A 19235-nucleotide genomic window follows, 5' to 3' on the forward strand; every position below is an offset into this window, starting at 1 on the left:
GTTCTTTTTTAGAACTCTCAAAGGTTTCTTATGCTGTTTTATTGTCTAAGTTCGTCGCTGTCAGTTGAGACAGCTTTAATAGTTTATCACTTTTGTTTTAACTTGTCAAGAACTTTTTTTATTTCTTTTTAATTTCTTTTTTCTTGACTCGCCGTCTCTTGCGGAGACAGCTTTGATAGTTTATCACATCAGTATTTCTTTGTCAAGAAGTTTTTTCTTCTTTTCAAAACTATCTTTTTTATTTGTTTATTCTGTCAAGTTCGACAGCTTTGTTAGTTTACCACAACACCGTGATAAAGTCAACTGGTTTTTCATTTGTTTTTCAATTAATTTTTGCCTAAACAGCTTAGAAAGCTGAAGTGCTTTTATATTGTAGCTCACTTATTTATTTTTGTCAATCCCCTTTTCATTCTTTGTTTGAACTTTTTTATTTGAGCTTATTTATTGCAGTTAAATCCATTCAAATACAAACAAAAAGAACGATGATTATAAAGTACCCCAAATGCTAGTTTATTATGCCTAACATTTGGGGTACACTTTAATTAACTACTTTAATCATATCTATAACTCTATTGCTGTGATTTTTCAATTTCTGATTTTATGGCTAGGGCTACCTGGTCATCTGGATTGATTTTAAGGGCAGTCTGTATATCTTCTAATGCTCTGTCAATCTGGTTGTTGTAAAACAAAGCTACTGCACGGTTACAGAAAACTTCACAGTTGCCTGGATCAATGCTTAACAGAGTAGAGAAAAGTTCTTCGGCTTCAACGTATTTTTTTCTGCATATTTTGCACAGTCCAAGCTCGTTCATGGCTTCTTTTTGGGAGCCATCGATTTTTAATACATTTTCAAAGTATGTTTCAGCTATTTCATAATCACCTAATGATCTGTAAGCAAGCCCTATAAAGAAAAGCAAGTTCCACCATCCGCTGAAATCTTTAACCAGCGGAAGCAAAAATTCAAGAGCTTCTTCCGGTCTTTCCTTCAATACAAGGTTGTAACCTCTTTCATAATCAACATATGGCTTTAAAGAAATAAGCTCATTTCTTATTTCATCTATTCTTAATGGATCATCATCAACTTCCTGATGTTTTTCCCAAGTAAGATTTGCTTTAACATACTGTTGCATCCTTTTGTAATAGTAACCTAGTTTGTAATAAGAAAGAGCAAATTTGTCATCATAATCCAAAGCTTTTTCAAAATACTTGTGGGCTTCTTCAAAAAAGTACTGGCTTATTGTGTCCTTGCCCTTTTCATTGAGTTGAACACCCATTTTTTCAAGTGCAGAAGCATAAACAAAGCAGCTTTTTTCATTTTCCTCAATGTTTACCAGAGCCTTGCCGTATATGACGCTGTCCTTTGTTTCATTACCTTCAAACTTGTTGATGCAGTATATTATGTATGGCTTGATGTCAAAATGAAGTTCCTTGAGCATTTCATGGTAATCTTTTAAATATTCAAATGAAGGGTCCGTCCCCTGGATGAATATTATACCGTCTATTATGTTATTAAGTGTTATACCGTCTCTTTCATTTTGCTTCTTAATGTCTTCAAGAAGCTTTTCTACCCTTACAGGTACCGGCAGTTCCTTTTCTGTTTTGTAAGTCTTGTCTTTAAAGCTTATTGAAGCACCTTTTCTTAAATCTATGAATGATATGTCGTTTCTTTTTTTAGTAAAGCTATCCTGAAAGTATTTATCTTTTTTGTTCATAATCTATCTCCTCTATTGCATGGTTTATTACATGTGTTAAGCATCTGTTGAATATATTGTCCTTATCATAGTAAATAAACAAGGTTGCATTTTTTCCTATTTCAACAATTCTGAAATCATTGACTATTTTTTCTTCTTTTTTTGCATGAGCAAAGTACGTTTTTCTAAAATCCGCATCATTTGCAAGATATCTTTTAATCAGCCTGTATTTGTCCTCAGATTCTCTTATGAGATAATCCGGAATATCTTCATGCTGATTATTGAACACATAGTCATATTTCATGCAGTCAATAAATTCATTGTTAATCCCATCCAAGCATTGTACATAATCATATAGTATTTTGTAAAGCTTTTTTCTGCTGTGTGATACTTTATACAAATCATTATTTTTCCAGAATGAACTGAAAGACTCATAAAATTCAAAGGCTGATGACGTAAAATAATGTTTCAGTATGTACTCAAGGGTTTTTTCAAAGTACTTTTCATTGTAATACTTGTCAACAAGTTCTTCAATGTCTTTGAGTTTGAATATTTCTTCCGCTGAAATATATTTTGTGCGGATAACTTCATATGGAGCTGTTTTTCTGTAACGGATTTCATGCTTTTCTTTGTCAGCATATATCTTTGTTCCCTTAAGCACCTTTAAAAAACCAAGCTGTATTTTTTCTGACTGGAGATTGTGAAGACCATCAAATGATTTTTTAAACGTGTTGTAATCTTCATAAGGAAGTCCTGCTATGAGGTCTAAATGAAGGTGGACGTTGTTATGATCTTCAATGAACCTGACAATGTCAAACAATTTATTGATGTCCATGTGCCTGTTGATTTCTTTCAATGTTTCATCATTCAATGACTGCACGCCTATTTCAAACTGAAACATGTTAACAGGAAGGGTTCCGACAAATTCAAGGAATTCATTATTTATTATGTCTGCGGTTATTTCAAAGTGAATTGTCATGTTGTTATGGTTGTTCGCTATTATGAAACTCATTATTTCCATGGATCTTTTGTAGTCTGCGTTGAATGTTCTGTCCACGAACTTGATTTGCCTTGCATTTGTTTTTAAAAGCATGGCCAAATCTCTTTTAACCCTTTCCATGGAAAATGTCCTCATTCTCTTATCAATAGAAGACATGCAGAAGCTGCAGCAAAATGGGCATCCCCGGGATGATTCGTAATATATGATTTTGTCTTCAAAATCATCGACTTCCTCGTATGGGTAGCTCAGTTCATCAAGATTTAAAATGAGATTTCTTTCTTCATTAATAATGATGCTTTTTTCTTTTCTGAAGACCAGACCATTTATGGATGAATAATCGGTATTTTCACTGTGATATTGTTTAAGGAATTCCCTGAAAGTTATTTCTCCTTCTCCAAACACAACATAATCAACGTATGTTTCTTCTTCCATGAGTTTTTTAACTTCAAATGACACTTCAGGTCCACCCCACAGTATGTCCAGGTCGTTTTTTGCTTCTTTAATTATATAGGAAATTTCCTTTATGTATTCAATGTTCCATATGTAGCACGAAAAGCATATTAAATCAGCATTGGCCGAAAGTATCTCACCAATTATGTATTCCTGTTTTTGGTTTATTGTAAATTCCTTTATTTCTATATTAAAATCATCATCCTTGCAGAATTTTTTTAGATATCTTACTGCAAGATTTGCATGGATAAATTTTGAATCCAGTGTTACAAGCAAAATTTTCATATATTCACCTTCATAATTCCTGTCTTGTTTCTTAATATAATTTCTTTTTCGGTTCTTCGAACTATTTTGCACTTTCCAAGAAGAGGGTGGCTGAATGAAGAATATTTTAAAAATTCCTTCAGTTCAGGAATTTTTCCATCCCCAATCTTAAGCTTCTCAGGACTAATGGTTCCCTTTCGAAGTTTCAGCAGGTATGCGGAGTAGTTTGAAAGTATTTCATCATTATATTCCTTTTCTTCAGGAGATACATTGTTTATTATGTTCTGTAATGTTTTTGATTTTAAAATGCATTCCTCTGAATAAAGATGGGCTTTAGTTATAGTTTTAATTCTTTCTTTTTCAAAATCAATTATGCTCATTTTGTCAAGATTGATATTATGTCTTTGTGCAAATTCCTTTATTGAAAATTGAATGATCCTTTCTTTTGCATTTAGATTCATGTTTTCAATATCTATATTTTCATCGCTTAAATAATCATACACTGCAGATGATATGAGGATTGAATTTATAATTGTGCTTTTATTAAGAGAATAAAAGGAAGTCATCTTCATTACTTCTTCCATGAGGTTTTCCCATACAGTGTTTGAAATTGCAATGGGCATGATTTTATATTCTATTAATCCATCCTCGACATCACATGGAGTTTTGTTTTTAAAATAATTTTCAATGCAATCATCATGTCCGTTAATATAAAGTTTGAAAAGATCTATTTCCTTTATGTATCTGTCCTTATCCAGGTAGCATCCAATGTTGTCCTCGTAAGGCATAAGACATTTAACTGAAATTAAAAACAGCTGAAATCTAATGTCTGGTAATCTGTCCCATGTAATGTCTTCATAGCAGCTGTAGAGTAGATTTTGTATTTTCGAAAGCATATGTGCTCCTTAAAAAATAGAATCGCGTAATGACGCGACTCTATTATACAATTAATTATTAAATTTATCAAACTCTTCTTTATACTCTCCAGCAAATTGCAAAACTTTTAAGGAATATTCGCTTTCACCGGGATTATTAGCATGACTTCTTTTTTCCATGTAATCATCAAGACCCTGCTGCCCCCTGTTGTATGCAGTGAGAGCCATGTGAAGATCACCGTCGTAAATGTTGATTAAGTACACCAGCTGGGTTATTGTCAGCTTAATATTAAATTTTGTGTCAAAAAGCCTGTCAGAATGGTATTCATAGCCTAAATTCTCTGCAACAGGTTTTGCGGTGTTTTCCATGAGCTGCCCAAGTCCTCGTTCTCCTGATGTTCCTATGGCTGAAGGATTAAAATTGCTTTCTCTTCGAAGCACTCCCAAAAGCAAAAATATATCAAGCTTTTCATTTTTACATTCTTTTACCATGTATTCACAGTCGCTAAGATTAAGTTCTGTCAACTCATTAGCATATTGTATCAATTTTTTTTCATTGATATAGGAATCTCTCAAATCAAATATAAAAGTTTCAATTTTTTGCTGACTTGTGGTCTTGCCGTAATACTTGGATAAATCTTCAGCACTTGCAGTCATGCTCATGTTTATCATCATAAAATAAGACAGAACACACGTAGCAAATAGCATTGTCATGTACTTTTCACGTTTCATTTCATCACCCTTTTATGTTTGTTGTCTAATTATATTTTACAACTAATTTTGCAGTCAACGGTGAATAATGATATGTATTGTTGAAATTTGATTGTTTTTAGCATATCTGCACGACAATGTAAGATTTTGAAAAATGCTTTGATTAATTTTAATATAAAAGAGAGGGCTATGCCCTCTCAGACAATTGACAAACCCTGCCGTAGTCATCCTGAACGATAGTGAAGGATCTCATCTTTGCTTAAAACATGAGATTCTTCGAGCAAGCTCTCAGAATGACAACATCCAACATAAACTTTGTCATAAATCTAAGAGGACAAAAGCCCTCTCCTATATTACTAATTAATAATTTGCTACATTTTTTCCGGAGTTTCCATTCCCAAAAGCTCCATTCCCTTTTTAAGGACTGTGTTAACTGTCTTTGTAAGAAGCAGTCTTGCTTTTTTAACTTCTTCATCTTCAACAAGTATAGGGCACTCATGATAGAATCGATTAAATTCCTGAGCAAGGCTCACTATGTATCTTGTGATGAAGAAAGGCTCGTATTTATCATGTGAACCAAGTACTGCTGATTTAAATCCTTCAAGTTTTCTTATGATGTTGAATGATTCTTTGTCAGTAAGAACTGAATAATCAACATTGTCATCAATATCTGTACCTGCTTTTCTAAGAAGACTGCATGTTCTTGCATATGTATATTGAACATATGGCCCTGTCTCGCCTTCAAAGCTTAAAGTTTTATCCCATGAGAACATGTAGTCCTTAATGCGGTTGTTGAACAGCTCCTGGAATATTACAGCTCCTATGCCCACTTGTTTTGCAACCTCTTCCTTATTTTCAAGGTTTGGATTTCTTTCATTTATTATTTCAGTTGTTTTTTCAATTGCTTTTTTCAAAACATCTTCAAGGAACACAACTCTTCCCTTGCGTGTTGCCAGTGCTCCGTCTTCAAGGCTCACTGTTCCGAACATTATGTGGACACAGTCGTATGCCCAGTCATATCCCATCAAATCTATGATTTTTCTCCACTGGTCAAAGTGAAGCTTTTGCGGTGCGCCAACAACATATATATTTTTATAGAAATCATAAGTTCTTTTTCTGTAAGTTGCTGCTGCAATGTCTCTTGTTACATAAAGAGTTGATCCATCGCTTTTTTGAATTACGGCATCTGTCAGTCCATATTCAGAAAGTTCAACAATTTTTGCTCCTTCTGAATCTTTAAGGAGGCACTTGTCTTCAAGCTCATCTAAAATTGCAGGCATTTTATCTGAATAGAAACTTTCTCCAGCATATGAATCAAATTTTATTCCGAACATGTCATATACACGGTTAAATTCCTTGAGGCTCACTTCTCTGAACCATGACCACAGCTTTTGTGCTTCCTCGTTGCCGTTTTCAAGTTCCTTGAACCAGTATCTTGCCTCATCCCTGTATTCCGGATGAGTTTCTATTTCCTGGTTGTATCTTACGTACAGCTTCAACAACTCAGGTATTGGATCTTTTTCTATGGCTTCAACTATTTCAGGTGTTCCCCATTTCTTATAAGCTGAAATAAGCATTCCGAACTGAGTGCCGTAATCTCCTAAGTGGTTGATTGCAACTGTGTTGTAGCCCATGTACTTGTATATTTTGTTTATGGAGTTTCCTATAAGAGTTGAACGGATGTGTCCTATATGGAATGGCTTTGCAATGTTGGGAGATGAAAACTCAACAATGACAGTCTTGCCCTGTCCTACATCTGTGCTTCCGAAATTTTCTTTTTCTATGTATGCTTGTTTTAATATTCTTTCTGCAAAATGTTTTTTGTCAACAAAAAAGTTTACATATGGACCGTTGCATTCGATTTTTTCAAATAAATCAACACTGCCAATCTTTTCTGCAATTTCTGTTGCTACAACTGCAGGAGACTTTCTGTACTTCTTTGCAAATTTAAAGCATGGAACCGCATAATCTCCCATATCCTGGCTGGGTGGTATCTCTATTAACTGAAGAGCATCATCCATAGACAAATCTGATTCTACGGCAGTGAATATCTCTGCTACTTTTTCTTTAAAATCCATCTCTTTCCTCCGAGTATTCCCTTTTATTAGTTTGTTAGTAATAATATCACAGCTGTTTTTCAATGTCAATGCAACATTAGTTAATCAATTGTTGAATTGACTTAGTTTATTCATATAATATTGTTTTTTATTATTCTACAAATCCAGTTCTGTTTCTCCGTCTCCCTGTGTTATATGCCAATTTTCATGTCCCATGAGTTCCTCAATAGTAACCCGGTCTGAAAGCACGTTGGCAATCATCATGTTGTTTTTTGGCGGCTTTCTCGTAATCATGAAACCATTGTTCAAAAGAACTTCCTTATATTTTCCGTAAAGCCCTGTTCCTACTACGGCATATTCAAGCCCGTTGTCATAGCAGTATTTTGCTACTCCGTTTGCCAAAGCCTTTATGTATCTTTCATTTGTAGGGTCTGTGAAAAATTCAACTGCAGACGTCATTTTTGAACCATTTGCAACAGAATTGTGAAGAATTGAAAAACCTATTATCTCATTGTTTAGTCTTGCCAGTATTGTAACGTAATTTACGTCAGGTCTTAAATTGTACCTGTAGTTGCAGTATTTGAAATCACGAACCAGCATAACTCTGTACTTTTCTTTATATTTGTCCCAGCATTTCTGAATTTCTTCAGGAACCCTGTCAAGAATTTCAAAACGTATCTCTTTGTCCATCTGTCCTTTGAGTTTATTTTTCATGTAAGCTGAATAAACTGAATTTCCCATTGAAGCAAGGAATCCTACCTTTATTCTTCTTTTAAGTATATTGTTTATGAGTATTGGTCTCACATATACTTCCTTTTCAAACAATGTGGGCCAGCCGAATCTTTGGTACGCAGGATATGACTGGTCATTTGCAAGTCCGATGACAACATCGACACCGTCCTGACGGCCTCTTTCGCAGGAATTCTGAGTCATGGTCCTGAATATTCCCTGCTTCTTGTAATCGGGATGAGTCATAGATTTTACAGAATGAGCTGTCAAGAGTACTTTTCCGTTAACATAAAGCTCGTTAGGCAAAAGCCCGTCGCAGCCTATTACCTTGTCGCCTTCCTTAAGCAGGTACATCATGTTGCCTGATTTATTATATGGGTTTTTATCAAAAAGCCATTGATACATTTCTTTTTTACTGTTAGTTCCTTCACCGAAGGAAATCACCGAAAGTTCTTCAAAGGCTTCAAAATCTTTATTCATGTCCAATCTTACTATTTCTCTTTCCATATGACCTCCGAGTTTTGTTTATTGTATGCTTTTTTGTATCTAATTATAATGTTTTAGATATAAAAATGCAATTAATTTAATTTTTTCCATATATTTCAGTACTGCGACATTGACATGCAGAATTATATTATATATAATTAATTAAACATTAAAGAAAGGTAACGGTGAAATGATTAGATAATTTATTTATTCGATGTATGAAATGTTAAACAAGCCAATATAAGGCTTTGTTTTAAGAAAATACTTGAGAGTAAATTAATTTCTGATATTTCATGATTCTGTAATGTTTTTTTTGTGTTTTATTTTAAATTAATTTTCTCTCGTACAGGAGGGATTATGTCTATAATAAGTGTAAAAAATTTGACTTTCAGCTATGAAACAAATTATGAAAATATTTTTGAAAATACGTCCTTTGAAATTGACACTGACTGGAAGCTTGGCTTCATAGGAAGAAACGGCAGAGGCAAAACAACTTTCTTGAATCTTTTGATGGGAAAATACAGCTACTCAGGAAGCATAAGTGCTTCAACAAAATTTGATTACTTTCCTTTCGAAATAAACGGCAATGACAGCACATTGGAAAATGCAAGAAACATCATTGCTCCTTTCACCCGGTGGGAAAAAGAAATGCAAAGACTTATTACATCCGGTACGGACGGTGACATGGTACGATACGGTGAAATACTTGACTTATACTCTGAAAATGATGGATACATCATTAATGAAATGATTGAAAAGGAACTAAACATGCTTCAAGTTGAAAGAGATGTTCTTTCAAGGCAGTTTTCAACATTAAGCAGCGGTGAAAAAACAAAGGTTATGCTTGCTTCACTGTTTCTTAAGAAAAATAATTTTCTATTGATTGATGAACCCACAAACCACCTGGACCTTGAGGGAAGAAACACAGTTTCTGAGTATCTTAAAAACAAAAAAGGATTCATACTTGTATCCCACGACAGACACTTTCTTGACAGCGTTGTTGATCACATTCTATCCATAAATAAAGCATGCATAGACATTCAAAAAGGTAATTTTTCAACGTGGCAATCAAATAAGGATTTAAGAGATAATTTTGAAATAAACGAAAACGAAAAGCTTGAAAAAGAAATTAAAAATCTTGAAGTATCATCAAGGCGCACTGCTGGCTGGAGCGACAAGACAGAAAAGTCAAAGTTCGGAGAACCTGTGCCTGACAGAGGCTTTATAGGTCATAAAGCTGCCAAGATGATGAAAAGAGCAAAATCAATTGAGCACAGGAAAGAAAAATCCATTGAAAATAAGAAGCTCCTTCTTAAAAACATTGAAAGAAGCGATGAATTAAAAATCATGCCGCTTAAATACCGCAAAAACACCCTCATAAATGTTGAAGGATTGTCCTTAAGTTATGAGGACAGAAAAATATTTGACAACATAAGCTTTCAGGCAGAGCATGAAGACAGAATTGCACTTCGCGGAAAAAACGGCAGCGGAAAATCTAGCATATTGAAAATCCTAACAGGAGAAAATAACAATTATTCAGGAACGGTAACTATGGGAAGCGGACTTGTAGTTTCATACGTTCCTCAGGACACAGGATTTTTAAGAGGTTCTTTAAAAAATTACTGCAGGGATGAAAATATTGACGAAAGCATATTCAGAATGCTTCTTGACAAGCTTGATACCGGAAATGAAATATTCGAAAAAAATCTGGAACAATTAAGCGGAGGACAAAAGAAAAAAGTTCTCATTGCAAAAAGCCTTTCGCAAAGAGCTCACATTTATATATGGGATGAACCACTGAATTTTATTGATGTGAATTCACGAATGCAAATTGAGGAGCTCATTTTGAAGTACTGCCCTACAATGATTTTTGTGGAACATGATTTCATGTTCAATGAGAATGTTGCAAACAAAATTGTTAATTTAAGTTAAAAAGTTGCTCCGCAACTCCGCTAGGGGGACCTATGTCCCCCTTCGGCGCAAAAAATACTAACGTATTTTTTGCTGAGCACCCCCCTTGACGGCAAGGGCGTCCCGCCCTTTGCAATCCCCGTTTTTAATATACTAGGAAAGAGAACTTTCCTAGTATATTAAAAACGGCCCCAAAGGGGCCTTTTTATTAGTTTTATCGTGCGTTGTACTATGTTCTCACATTATTTGAACGTAACTATTGTTACACCGTCTCCGCCTTCGTTGAACGAACCAAGCCTTGACTCTTTAACATGCTTGTGCTTTTTCAAAAATTGTGTTATACCTTCTCTTAAGATGCCCATTCCCTTGCCGTGAATGACTTGTATTTCGTTGAGATTTGACATGAACGCATCATCAAGGTACTTGTCAAGCTCCAAAAGCGCCTCGTCTAAGTTAAGTCCCCTTAAGTCTATTACAGGACTTATGGATGATGTTTTCAGTTTAACCATTCTTGTAGTGTTGTTTTTTTGTTTCACTTCCTCGTCAGATTTGATTTTTATCAAATCTGATTTCTTTACTTTCATTTTAATAAGGCCTATTTGTACCATTACATTTTGTTGATTGTCTGTATCAGAAATGACAAATCCCTTTTGATTGAGGCTTCTCACTGTTACGGCATCTCCATTTGATATGGGAGAATCCGTGTCGTATGTGTCTTCCTGGAAAATCTGTTCTGTATACTGGTTTTCATCAAGTTCCTTTGATTTATCGTTCAGCGTCTGTCTAAGTTCATTTACCCTTCGGCTTTTGTCCTTATCCATCTCAAGGTTTAATTTCTTAAGTTCCTTAATGATTTCTGCAGCTTCTCTCTTGGCGTTTTCAACTATTTTTCTTGCCTCGTAATTTGCTTCATCAACAAGCTTTTCACTTTTTTCAAGTGATTTTCTTTCCTTGGCCAGAAAGTCCGAGTGCTTTTTCCTGCTTTGCTCATCAAGTCTTTCAATTTCACGCCTTTTTTCTTCAATATATACCCGGTTGTCTTCTATTTGCTTCAATGCATCTTCAAATTCAACCTTTTCAGTTTCAATGCTTTTCTTTGCTTTATCTATAATGTCATTACTCAAGCCAAGCTTTCTCGATATTTCAAAGGCATTAGATTTTCCCGGAACTCCTATTAACAGCTTGTATGTTGGACTTAATGTTTCAACATTAAATTCAACGCTTCCGTTTATGACTCCTACTGTGTTCAGGGCATATAGTTTAAGCTCGCTGTAGTGAGTTGTGGCAGCAGTTACAATATTTCTTTCGTGAAGAGTATCAAGAATTGATATGGCAAGAGCAGCACCTTCTGTAGGGTCTGTTCCTGCTCCAAGTTCGTCAAATAAAACAAAAGATTTTTCATCAACTTCTTTCATGATTTTCACTATGTTTGTCATGTGGGAAGAAAATGTGCTCAGGCTCTGCTCAATGCTTTGCTCATCACCTATGTCCGCATAGACGGCGCTGAAAACTGATATTTCTGTTCCGTATTCCGCCGGAATATGAAGCCCTGCCATTCCCATGAGAGAAAATAACCCCAGTGTCTTAATAGATACTGTCTTTCCTCCTGTGTTAGGTCCTGTGATAATGAGAGTCCTGAACTTATCCCCCAGCCATGCATCTATGGGAACAACAACTTTTGGGTCAATGAGAGGGTGTCTTCCTTTTTTTATTCTTATATAGCCTCTGTCATTTACCTTAGGCTCAACGGCATTTAAACTTATGGCATACTTTCCCTTTGCAAATATGAAATCAAGTTCTGTTAGAATTTCCTGGTTTATGAGCATTTGTTCGCTTATTTCGCCTATTAATCCGCTCAGTTCAAGAAGTATTCTTTCAACTTCTTTCTTTTCTTCTATTTTTAGGTTAGAAATGTCATTTGTCATTTCTACCACTGCCATTGGTTCAATAAAAAGAGTGGAGCCTGTTGATGACTGGTCGTGGATTATTCCTCTCACCATGGATCTATATTCCTTGCGAACAGGAATTACATATCTGTCATTTCTCATTGTCACTATGTTTTCCTGCAGGTATTTCTGCATGGCGGATGAATTCACAATGGTATTTATTTTATTTTTTATGGCGTTGTTTTTTATTTGTATTTCTCTTCTTATTCTTTTAAGCTCCGGGCTTGCATCATCTGCAATTTCCTCTTCACTTATAACCACGTGGTATATTTTGTCCTCTGTGTCCTTGTCTGTGAAAATTCCTTCGCACAGTTCTTCAAGGAGAGAATAGTTTCTTTCTTCCTTGTTGTTGAGGAGCACATAATTTTTTAAAAGCCTAGCAGCTCTTAATGTATCCGCGCAGTTAAGAAGCCCTCTTAGGGAAATTATTCCTCCCACGGCTCCCCTTCTTGCATATTCTTTTATATCTGATATTCCTCCTAATGGAGGATTTCCTTTTTCCATAATTATTGAAAGAGCCTGTGAAGTCTGATTTTGCTTAAACTTAACTGCCTCAACATCTGATGAAACATCCAGTTTTAAAACCTCTTTTTTTCCATTGGATGTTTCCGCATAATTTGAAAGCTTTTCAATAATCTTATCAAATTCCAATACTGATTTAGATTTTTGTTTCATTTTTAATCCCTTCTTTCTCCTAATTAAGAATTAAGAGTTAAGAATTAAGAATTATGGAAGGAATTTTGGTACCCAAAATTCCATCAATTAATTTTTCATTCTTAATTATTCATTATTAATTTTTAAAGTATGTTCTTTAAATAGTGTCCTCTTGTAAAGCCATTCTCCTGAAGCACGTTTGATGTTTGAACACCGTTTATTTCGCAGTACATAGCATCAATTATTTCTTCAGGATCTTCAAGATACTTTGTGTCCACAAAGAAAAATTCAATTCCTGCACGTTCAAAATCATATACTTTTCCTATGAGCGTCAATGGAACGCTGTTGTATATGTGGGTTAGTTTGTTTTCTCTTTCAATGTTAAAATAAACGCCTTTTCTGTCCTTAAGCATTATTTTTTCCCTGTACTCGCACTTGCTGCAGTCCTGAAGGTTTTTGCAGTTTTTAACCATTGACATTGGGCAGTTTTTCATAACCATGAGCTGCGCATATGCATGGGATACTATTTCAGTCCTGAGAGTTGAATTCCGCGTGATGCTTTCCATGTCTTTTATGTTTGCTTCGATGGAAAATGTAATGCTTTCTGCTCCCTTACCCTTCAAAAGCTCCGCTGAAAATGAATTTATGATGTTGAAGAACGGTCCGCAGTGTATTTTTAAATTTGAGTTTTCCTTGAAGAAATAAAAACTTCCGGGATTGTTAACACATACACCGTCAAAAATTCCCTCATAAATCTTCATGTTTTTGTCGAACTGAGCATATTCCGATTTTGAAACTATGTTTGGTATCCAGAGGTATTTTTCTTCAACTTCAATTGTCTTTGCCATTTCCATGTCAAGATTGTATGGAACATAAACTCTTTTTACCTTCATGTTGTCTATGAATTCTATTTCGTTGTTGTGATTTATTTTCAGACTTATTTTTGCCCTTGCATCATTTTTGTTTTTCTCAAAGTCGAACACTCTGCTCAGTGGTATGTTTCCTGCTTCTTTTCTTGAATAAACAACGGCTCCCTTTTCATAAAGAAGTTCAGTAGCTTCTCTTCTAAGCTGATTCAATGTGCTTTTTCTTAAGAACACATTTTCGTCACTGGCAATGTCTAGTTTTTCTAACTCATATATTGTACTTCCCAGTTTTCCCAACTGTTCCTTTATTATTTCTTCTGTGGCAGGATTTTTAATGCTTGTTTCGCAAACTTCGCTGCTTTTCACAACAACTTCATTTTCCCCGTCTGTTGCAGTAAGTACAGCCTGCTCTCCAACCTTAAGTGAAATAGCAAATTTCACTTTTTTCCTTCTGAATGATGAAAATTCATGGGCAATGTCCTTTGTTTCTTCCTCAATATTTTCAATATCATCACCCTTAACGCCTGAACTTGTTCTTGCAAACATCTCATCGTCCTTTGACGGTTTTAAATATCCATTTGTATATCCTCTTGAAAATGTTGATATTGCTTTTTTCTCAAGTTCACTGATGTCTGTCGTTTTGCCTGTCAGATGATTGTCTATAATCTCTCTGTAATATTCCACGACTGCAGAAGTGTATTCAGGTCCTTTCATGCGCCCTTCAATTTTAAATGTTTTTATGCCTGCATCAATTAATTCGCCTATTGACTGACCTGCATTGAAATCCTTCATGCTGAGTACAGGAATAGTTCCGAAGTCATGAAGTTCTTCCTTCTTTTCTTTGTCGTAAAAGCTGTAATTAAGCCTGCAAGGCTGAGCACATTTTCCTCTGTTGCCGCTTCTGCCTCCTAAGAAGCTTGACATGTAGCACTGCCCTGAATAACACGCACAAAGTGCTCCGTGAATGAAAATTTCAAGGTCCACATTTGTGATATTAAGGGTTTCCTTAAGCTGGCTGATGGACAATTCTCTTGCCATTATGACTTTGTTAATGTTAAAGTCTTCAAAAAACTTCACTCCATATTCATCATAAATGGCCGCCTGTGTGCTCATGTTCACGCTTAAATCCGGAAGAAACTTATTTATTAGGTACAACAATCCAAGATCCTGCACTATTACAGCATCTGCATCAGAATCATGCAGAAAAGCTGCATAGTTTAGAGCATCTATCATTTCCGAATCTTTAAGTACTGTGTTCATAGTTACATATACCTTCACACCCTTGTTGTGGGCATAGCGTATTATATGTTTCATTTCTTCGTTGTCAAAATTTTGTGAGTTTTGTCTTGCGTTGAATAGCTTTCCTCCAAGATACACTGAATCTGCTCCGCTGTTAACTGCGGCATAAAATGATTCCATGCTTCCTGCAGGTGCTAAAAGTTCAATTTGTTTTTTCATGCTTTCTCCTGTTTTTAAAAAGGAACGCTTCTGCGTTCCCCTGGTTAATTAGACGTTTCATCCTCTAGAAGTTCCATTAATTCTCTGTTGTCTTTCTTAAGCTTACTGATTTCAAGCTGATTCTGATAATTTTCTGTTTCCTTGCGATTTAACCTGTCCTGAAGTTCATTGATGCTGTTTATTAGGTTTTCCTTGTCGTTGTTTGTCATCAGCAGCTCTTCAAGGTATCTTTCCTTTTCATCGTTGATGTTTTCATATTTTTGCTTAAGCTCTTCAGTGCTCTTTTTAAGTTCTAAAATTGACTTATCCTTGTTGTTAATAACTTCATCTTTTTCATTCAGCTTGTTTTGAAGCAGCGTGATTTTATTGTTCAATGTATCAATGTCGTTTTGCTTGGACTCTATAATCATGTTCATTTTTTGCTGGTCGTCGCTGAAATTATAAATTTTCTGAGATTTGTCCTCAAGGTTTCCTTTAAGTTCCCTGATATTTTTTTCAAGCTGAACAACGTACTGTTCCCTTTCGTTCAGCTTCAGCTGAAGTTTTGAAATTCTTCCGTTTAAGCTGCTCTTGGTGTTGTTCATGAAATTTATTTCTTTTGTGAAATTTTCTCTTTCATTTTTAAGCTCTTCACATAGTTCATTAAGTTCTTCATTTTTGATTTTAAGCTCATTAATGAACATTTCGCTTTTTACAAGCTGCTGTTCCTGCTCTGAAAGTTTTTCCTGTAGTTTTGAAATCTGTGAATTCAGATATTCTCTGTCATTGTCCCTTGCAAGAAGTTTTTCTCTGTATCTTTCCTTTTCAAGCACAGCTTCAGAAGATTTTACAAATGCTTCGTCCTTTTCCTGCAGAGCCTTGATTTTTTCTTCCTTCAAAAGCTGTATTTCATCTTTGATTTCTTTTCTGTAGTCGCTTGCTTCCTTCGAAAGTTTAATATATTTATCAACAATCACAAATGAAGACAAAATCATCTTGTCTATTTCGTTGAAGCGTTTGTTTGCATTTGCTATTGAATTTATCTGGTCATTAAGGACTGTTTCTATATTTTTCACATATTCGGGACTTTCATCAGTTTTAACGTTGTATTTTTTATCACCTATAACAATTTCTATTTTATTCATATAATCAAATCCCCTTTATATTATTTTCTTTTGATTCTGAATAATAACGGAATGACTAACATTTATTTAAAATTTCCGAATTTACTTCAATTATATATTAATATTAATGTAAAACACTTAAAATTTCAATAGCAAATAATACTTTTTGGTTATTTTTTAATTTTTTCGGCAAAATGTAAACTTTTCCGTGATTGACATTCATTTTTGCGTGTATATATATAGTATTGATATTTCGGAGGTGATTATGATTTACAAAGATATTTTTAAAGTTCAGAAAAATATGCGGGCTGTTCTTTTGTCCCTTGTGCCTATAGTGTTGTTTTCAATCTATATTTATGGACAAAGAGTTCTTGTTTTATTGATACTTGTGACAACTATTGGAACAGCTGCAGAGTATATGTGGGAAAAGCACTATGGCAGCAAAGCATCTGAAGCCGTGTTTGTCACATGCATTCTTTACACAATGACCCTGCCTCCGTCCATTCCCATGTGGATTGCAGCTATAGGAATTCTTTTCGGACTCTTTTTTGGTAAATTGTTTTTTGGAGGTTTTGGGCGCAATATTTTCAATCCGGCACTTGTGGGTCGTGCCTTTATTTATGTCAATTTTCCCGAACCCATGACCATATCATGGAATGTGGCTTCTGGTTTTTTTCCCGGTGGATTTTCCTCTTATTTGACTCAAGAGATTGATGCAGTATCAAGTTCAACTCCAATGATAATGTTTAAAAATTCAGGAGCATTGGCTGATATTAAATCTCTTGTCCTTGGCACCATTCCAGGTGCAGCAGGAGAAACATGCAAAATTTTAATAATAATTTCAGCTTTATATTTAATTTACAAAAAGACTGCATCTCATGAAATAATGCTGGGCTCTGTGGCTGGTTTTAGCTTATTATCTATTGTCATGAAATTTGCAGGTGTACATGCAGCAAATCCCCTTTATGGTATGATGATGGGAGGATTTTTGTTTGGAACCGTGTACATGGCGACTGATCCCATAAGCGCTGCAAAAACAAAGGCAGGAAAATGGATTTACGGTTTAATAATAGGTGCTGTGACCATACTCATAAGGAGCATGTCTCTTTTTAACGGCGGAATGATGTTTGCAATATTAATAGGAAACACATTTGCCCCTATAATTGATTACTTTGTTAAAGAAGCAGAAAAAAAGAAAAAGGAGGCTGCAATATGAAAAAACAAAAATCATTTTTTTATCCGATTATTTTCATGACTGTTGTAACAGCCTTCTTCGTATTTATTCTTTCTGCATTCAGCCAAGCAACAAAAGATACAATTGCTTTTAACAACGAAAGCGAGCTAAGATATAAAATTCTTTACATATTCAACATTCTTCCGGAAAGTAAAAATCCAAAAGATATAGAAAAAGTTTTTAATGAACGTGTTGAAGAAAGATTTACTGGCGGAAAGAACATTTATGTTCTCATGGACGGGGAAAAAGAAATTTCTTATGCAGTTCCTGTTGAAGGACCCGGTCTTTGGGGTACTATTTCAGGATATGTAGGTCTTAATGAAGACTATTCAAAAATAACAGGCATTGATTTTGTCAAACAATCTGAAACACCTGGGCTTGGAGGGAGGATTTCAGAAGAATCATACAAGGAACAGTTCAGAGAAATCGACATATCTGATGTTCAGGACGGCAAGTTTATAGTTTCCTCTCCCCAAACCGGAAACAATGTGGATGCCATTGCAGGAGCAACCCAGACTTCAGCGGCTGTGGAAAAACTTATCAACGAAGATTTAAATGATTTTTTTAAGAAACTGGAGGTGAAATAATGAGCCTTAAGAAGGATGCAACAAAAATCTTTAAAAAAGGAATATTATATGACAATCCAATACTGGTTCAGGTTATAGGAATTTGCTCAGCCCTGGCAGTGACAAACAGAATGATGAACTCCCTCATTATGGGCATTGCACTTTCATTTGTAACAGCATTTTCTTCCATGACCGTATCGCTTTTAAAAAGCCGCACCCCCAGACACATACGCATGATGGTCCAGGTTCTAATAATTTCTGCCTACGTAATTATTGTAGACATATTCTTAAAGGCATATATGATTGATATGAGCAAAGCACTGGGTCCTTATGTGGGACTTATTATTACAAACTGCATTATTATGGGAAGGGCTGAAGGTTTTGCTCAGTCTAATCCACCATTATTATCATTCCTTGACGGTCTGTCCTCCGGTTTCGGGTACACGCTAGTACTTCTTTTTATTTCACTGGTAAGGGAACTGCTTGGATTCGGCACTGTGTTCGGAAGAGCTGTAATGCCTGAAAACTTCACAAAATGGACACTGATGGTAATGCCGCCCTCTGCATTCTTCATACTTGCTTTGATTATGTGGGCAGCATACAACTTAAGAACTAAAAAGGAAAAAGAAGGAGTTGAGAAAAAATGATTGACGTACATCCATTTGTAATTTTCGTAGCTTCAATTTTCACCAGCAACATGATATTTTCCAATTTTCTCGGAATGTGCTCCTTCATAGCTGTATCAAAGGAAATTCCAACTGCAATTGGACTTGGTGTTGCAGTCACCATGGTTCTTTCATTCACCACAGTACTAAACTACATTGTTTACTGGAACATACTTGTTCCTTTCGGGCTTGAATACCTTATGTATATAGTGTTCATCCTTGTCATTGCAGCATTTGTACAGCTTTTGGAAATGGTCATGGAAAGATACTTATCAAATCTTTACTACGCACTTGGAATATTTCTTCCTCTCATAACCGTAAACTGCGCCATACTTGGTGTATCTTTGTTCATGGTTGCAAGGCAGTATGATTTTCTTCAGACATTTATGTTTTCTGTTGGCTCAGGAATTGGATGGGCTCTTGCCATTACGGCAATGGCAGGAATAAGATCAAAACTAAATGAAAGTTCCATACCTGAAGGTTTAAGAGGCGCACCTATAACACTTATTATAACCGGCATCATGGCCCTGGCATTCATAGGCTTCAGCGGCATGGTTCAAATTCAATAG

The 19235-nt window shown here is 35.3% G+C and carries 14 protein-coding genes; 5 read left to right on the plus strand and 9 right to left on the minus strand.

Annotation, left to right across the window (positions count from 1 at the left end):
- Positions 1–569: 569 nt before the first annotated feature.
- The 6 genes from LY60_RS16175 to LY60_RS16200 all read right to left on the minus strand — a co-directional run bounded on the left by LY60_RS16175 (position 570) and on the right by LY60_RS16200 (position 8284).
- Complete coding sequence (locus tag LY60_RS16175; RefSeq protein WP_019229520.1) at positions 570–1712, minus strand: tetratricopeptide repeat protein; 1143 nt, start codon at positions 1710–1712, stop codon at positions 570–572.
- Positions 1696–3426 (minus strand): B12-binding domain-containing radical SAM protein, encoded by a 1731-nt coding sequence (locus LY60_RS16180; protein WP_145086339.1) that lies wholly within the window; start codon positions 3424–3426, stop codon positions 1696–1698. Before LY60_RS16180 ends, LY60_RS16175 begins: the two co-directional genes overlap by 17 nt.
- Positions 3423–4301 carry a hypothetical protein gene (locus LY60_RS16185; RefSeq protein ID WP_145086342.1) on the minus strand — a complete coding sequence of 293 codons (879 nt, stop codon included), beginning with the start codon at positions 4299–4301 and terminating at the stop codon, positions 3423–3425. Before LY60_RS16185 ends, LY60_RS16180 begins: the two co-directional genes overlap by 4 nt.
- 51 nt (positions 4302–4352) lie before the next feature.
- The gene (locus tag LY60_RS16190; protein WP_145086345.1) at positions 4353–5012 is read right to left on the minus strand and encodes a lytic transglycosylase domain-containing protein; all 660 of its coding nucleotides are present in this window, start codon (positions 5010–5012) and stop codon (positions 4353–4355) included.
- A gap of 350 nt (positions 5013–5362) precedes the next feature.
- Positions 5363–7069 carry an arginine--tRNA ligase gene (argS, locus tag LY60_RS16195; RefSeq protein ID WP_145086348.1) on the minus strand — a complete coding sequence of 569 codons (1707 nt, stop codon included), beginning with the start codon at positions 7067–7069 and terminating at the stop codon, positions 5363–5365.
- A 135-nt stretch (positions 7070–7204) separates the two neighbouring features.
- Entirely contained in the window at positions 7205–8284 is a 1080-nt protein-coding gene (locus LY60_RS16200) for a GNAT family N-acetyltransferase (protein WP_145086351.1), read from the minus strand.
- Between the two features lie 336 nt (positions 8285–8620).
- Between LY60_RS16200 and abc-f the strand changes: the two genes are divergently transcribed.
- Positions 8621–10195 (plus strand): ribosomal protection-like ABC-F family protein, encoded by a 1575-nt coding sequence (gene abc-f, locus LY60_RS16205; protein WP_145086354.1) that lies wholly within the window; start codon positions 8621–8623, stop codon positions 10193–10195.
- A gap of 221 nt (positions 10196–10416) precedes the next feature.
- Here abc-f and LY60_RS16210 read toward each other — a convergent pair whose 3' ends face one another.
- The 3 genes from LY60_RS16210 to LY60_RS16220 all read right to left on the minus strand — a co-directional run bounded on the left by LY60_RS16210 (position 10417) and on the right by LY60_RS16220 (position 16222).
- Positions 10417–12795, minus strand: coding sequence for an endonuclease MutS2 (locus LY60_RS16210; protein ID WP_145086358.1), 2379 nt, complete (start codon positions 12793–12795; stop codon positions 10417–10419).
- Positions 12796–12917: 122 nt separating this feature from the next.
- Positions 12918–15098, minus strand: a complete 2181-nt coding sequence (locus LY60_RS16215) for a U32 family peptidase (protein ID WP_145086361.1) — start codon at positions 15096–15098, stop codon at positions 12918–12920.
- Positions 15099–15142: 44 nt separating this feature from the next.
- Positions 15143–16222 carry a cell division protein ZapA gene (locus LY60_RS16220; protein WP_145086364.1) on the minus strand — a complete coding sequence of 360 codons (1080 nt, stop codon included), beginning with the start codon at positions 16220–16222 and terminating at the stop codon, positions 15143–15145.
- 244 nt (positions 16223–16466) lie between these two features.
- Here LY60_RS16220 and LY60_RS16225 point away from each other — a divergent pair, with 244 nt between their 5' ends.
- The 4 genes from LY60_RS16225 to LY60_RS16240 are packed head-to-tail and all read left to right on the plus strand — an operon-like array spanning position 16467 to position 19235.
- Positions 16467–17417 carry an RnfABCDGE type electron transport complex subunit D gene (locus LY60_RS16225; protein ID WP_145086367.1) on the plus strand — a complete coding sequence of 317 codons (951 nt, stop codon included), beginning with the start codon at positions 16467–16469 and terminating at the stop codon, positions 17415–17417.
- On the plus strand, positions 17414–18022 hold the full coding sequence (locus LY60_RS16230; RefSeq protein WP_145086370.1) for an RnfABCDGE type electron transport complex subunit G: 609 nt from the start codon (positions 17414–17416) through the stop codon (positions 18020–18022). The genes LY60_RS16225 and LY60_RS16230 overlap by 4 nt, the downstream gene beginning before the upstream one ends.
- Positions 18022–18648, plus strand: a complete 627-nt coding sequence (locus tag LY60_RS16235; protein WP_145086373.1) for an NADH:ubiquinone reductase (Na(+)-transporting) subunit D — start codon at positions 18022–18024, stop codon at positions 18646–18648. The genes LY60_RS16230 and LY60_RS16235 overlap by 1 nt, the downstream gene beginning before the upstream one ends.
- Positions 18645–19235 carry an NADH:ubiquinone reductase (Na(+)-transporting) subunit E gene (locus tag LY60_RS16240; RefSeq protein WP_170226279.1) on the plus strand — a complete coding sequence of 197 codons (591 nt, stop codon included), beginning with the start codon at positions 18645–18647 and terminating at the stop codon, positions 19233–19235. The genes LY60_RS16235 and LY60_RS16240 overlap by 4 nt, the downstream gene beginning before the upstream one ends.

This window comes from Sedimentibacter saalensis (assembly GCF_007830175.1).
In the GTDB taxonomy this organism is placed as follows: Bacteria; Bacillota; Clostridia; order Tissierellales; family Sedimentibacteraceae; genus Sedimentibacter; species Sedimentibacter saalensis.

Excerpts from the sequence above, each read along its gene's own strand:
- LY60_RS16175 (WP_019229520.1), bottom strand. The coding sequence starts at position 1,712 with ATGAACAAAAAAGATAAATACTTTCAGGATAGCTTTACTAAAAAAAGA.
- LY60_RS16180 (WP_145086339.1), bottom strand. The coding sequence starts at position 3,426 with ATGAAAATTTTGCTTGTAACACTGGATTCAAAATTTATCCATGCAAAT.
- LY60_RS16185 (WP_145086342.1), bottom strand. The coding sequence starts at position 4,301 with ATGCTTTCGAAAATACAAAATCTACTCTACAGCTGCTATGAAGACATT.
- LY60_RS16190 (WP_145086345.1), bottom strand. The coding sequence starts at position 5,012 with ATGAAACGTGAAAAGTACATGACAATGCTATTTGCTACGTGTGTTCTG.
- argS (WP_145086348.1), bottom strand. The coding sequence starts at position 7,069 with ATGGATTTTAAAGAAAAAGTAGCAGAGATATTCACTGCCGTAGAATCA.
- LY60_RS16200 (WP_145086351.1), bottom strand. The coding sequence starts at position 8,284 with ATGGAAAGAGAAATAGTAAGATTGGACATGAATAAAGATTTTGAAGCC.
- abc-f (WP_145086354.1), top strand. The coding sequence starts at position 8,621 with ATGTCTATAATAAGTGTAAAAAATTTGACTTTCAGCTATGAAACAAAT.
- LY60_RS16210 (WP_145086358.1), bottom strand. The coding sequence starts at position 12,795 with ATGAAACAAAAATCTAAATCAGTATTGGAATTTGATAAGATTATTGAA.
- LY60_RS16215 (WP_145086361.1), bottom strand. The coding sequence starts at position 15,098 with ATGAAAAAACAAATTGAACTTTTAGCACCTGCAGGAAGCATGGAATCA.
- LY60_RS16220 (WP_145086364.1), bottom strand. The coding sequence starts at position 16,222 with ATGAATAAAATAGAAATTGTTATAGGTGATAAAAAATACAACGTTAAA.
- LY60_RS16225 (WP_145086367.1), top strand. The coding sequence starts at position 16,467 with ATGATTTACAAAGATATTTTTAAAGTTCAGAAAAATATGCGGGCTGTT.
- LY60_RS16230 (WP_145086370.1), top strand. The coding sequence starts at position 17,414 with ATGAAAAAACAAAAATCATTTTTTTATCCGATTATTTTCATGACTGTT.
- LY60_RS16235 (WP_145086373.1), top strand. The coding sequence starts at position 18,022 with ATGAGCCTTAAGAAGGATGCAACAAAAATCTTTAAAAAAGGAATATTA.
- LY60_RS16240 (WP_170226279.1), top strand. The coding sequence starts at position 18,645 with ATGATTGACGTACATCCATTTGTAATTTTCGTAGCTTCAATTTTCACC.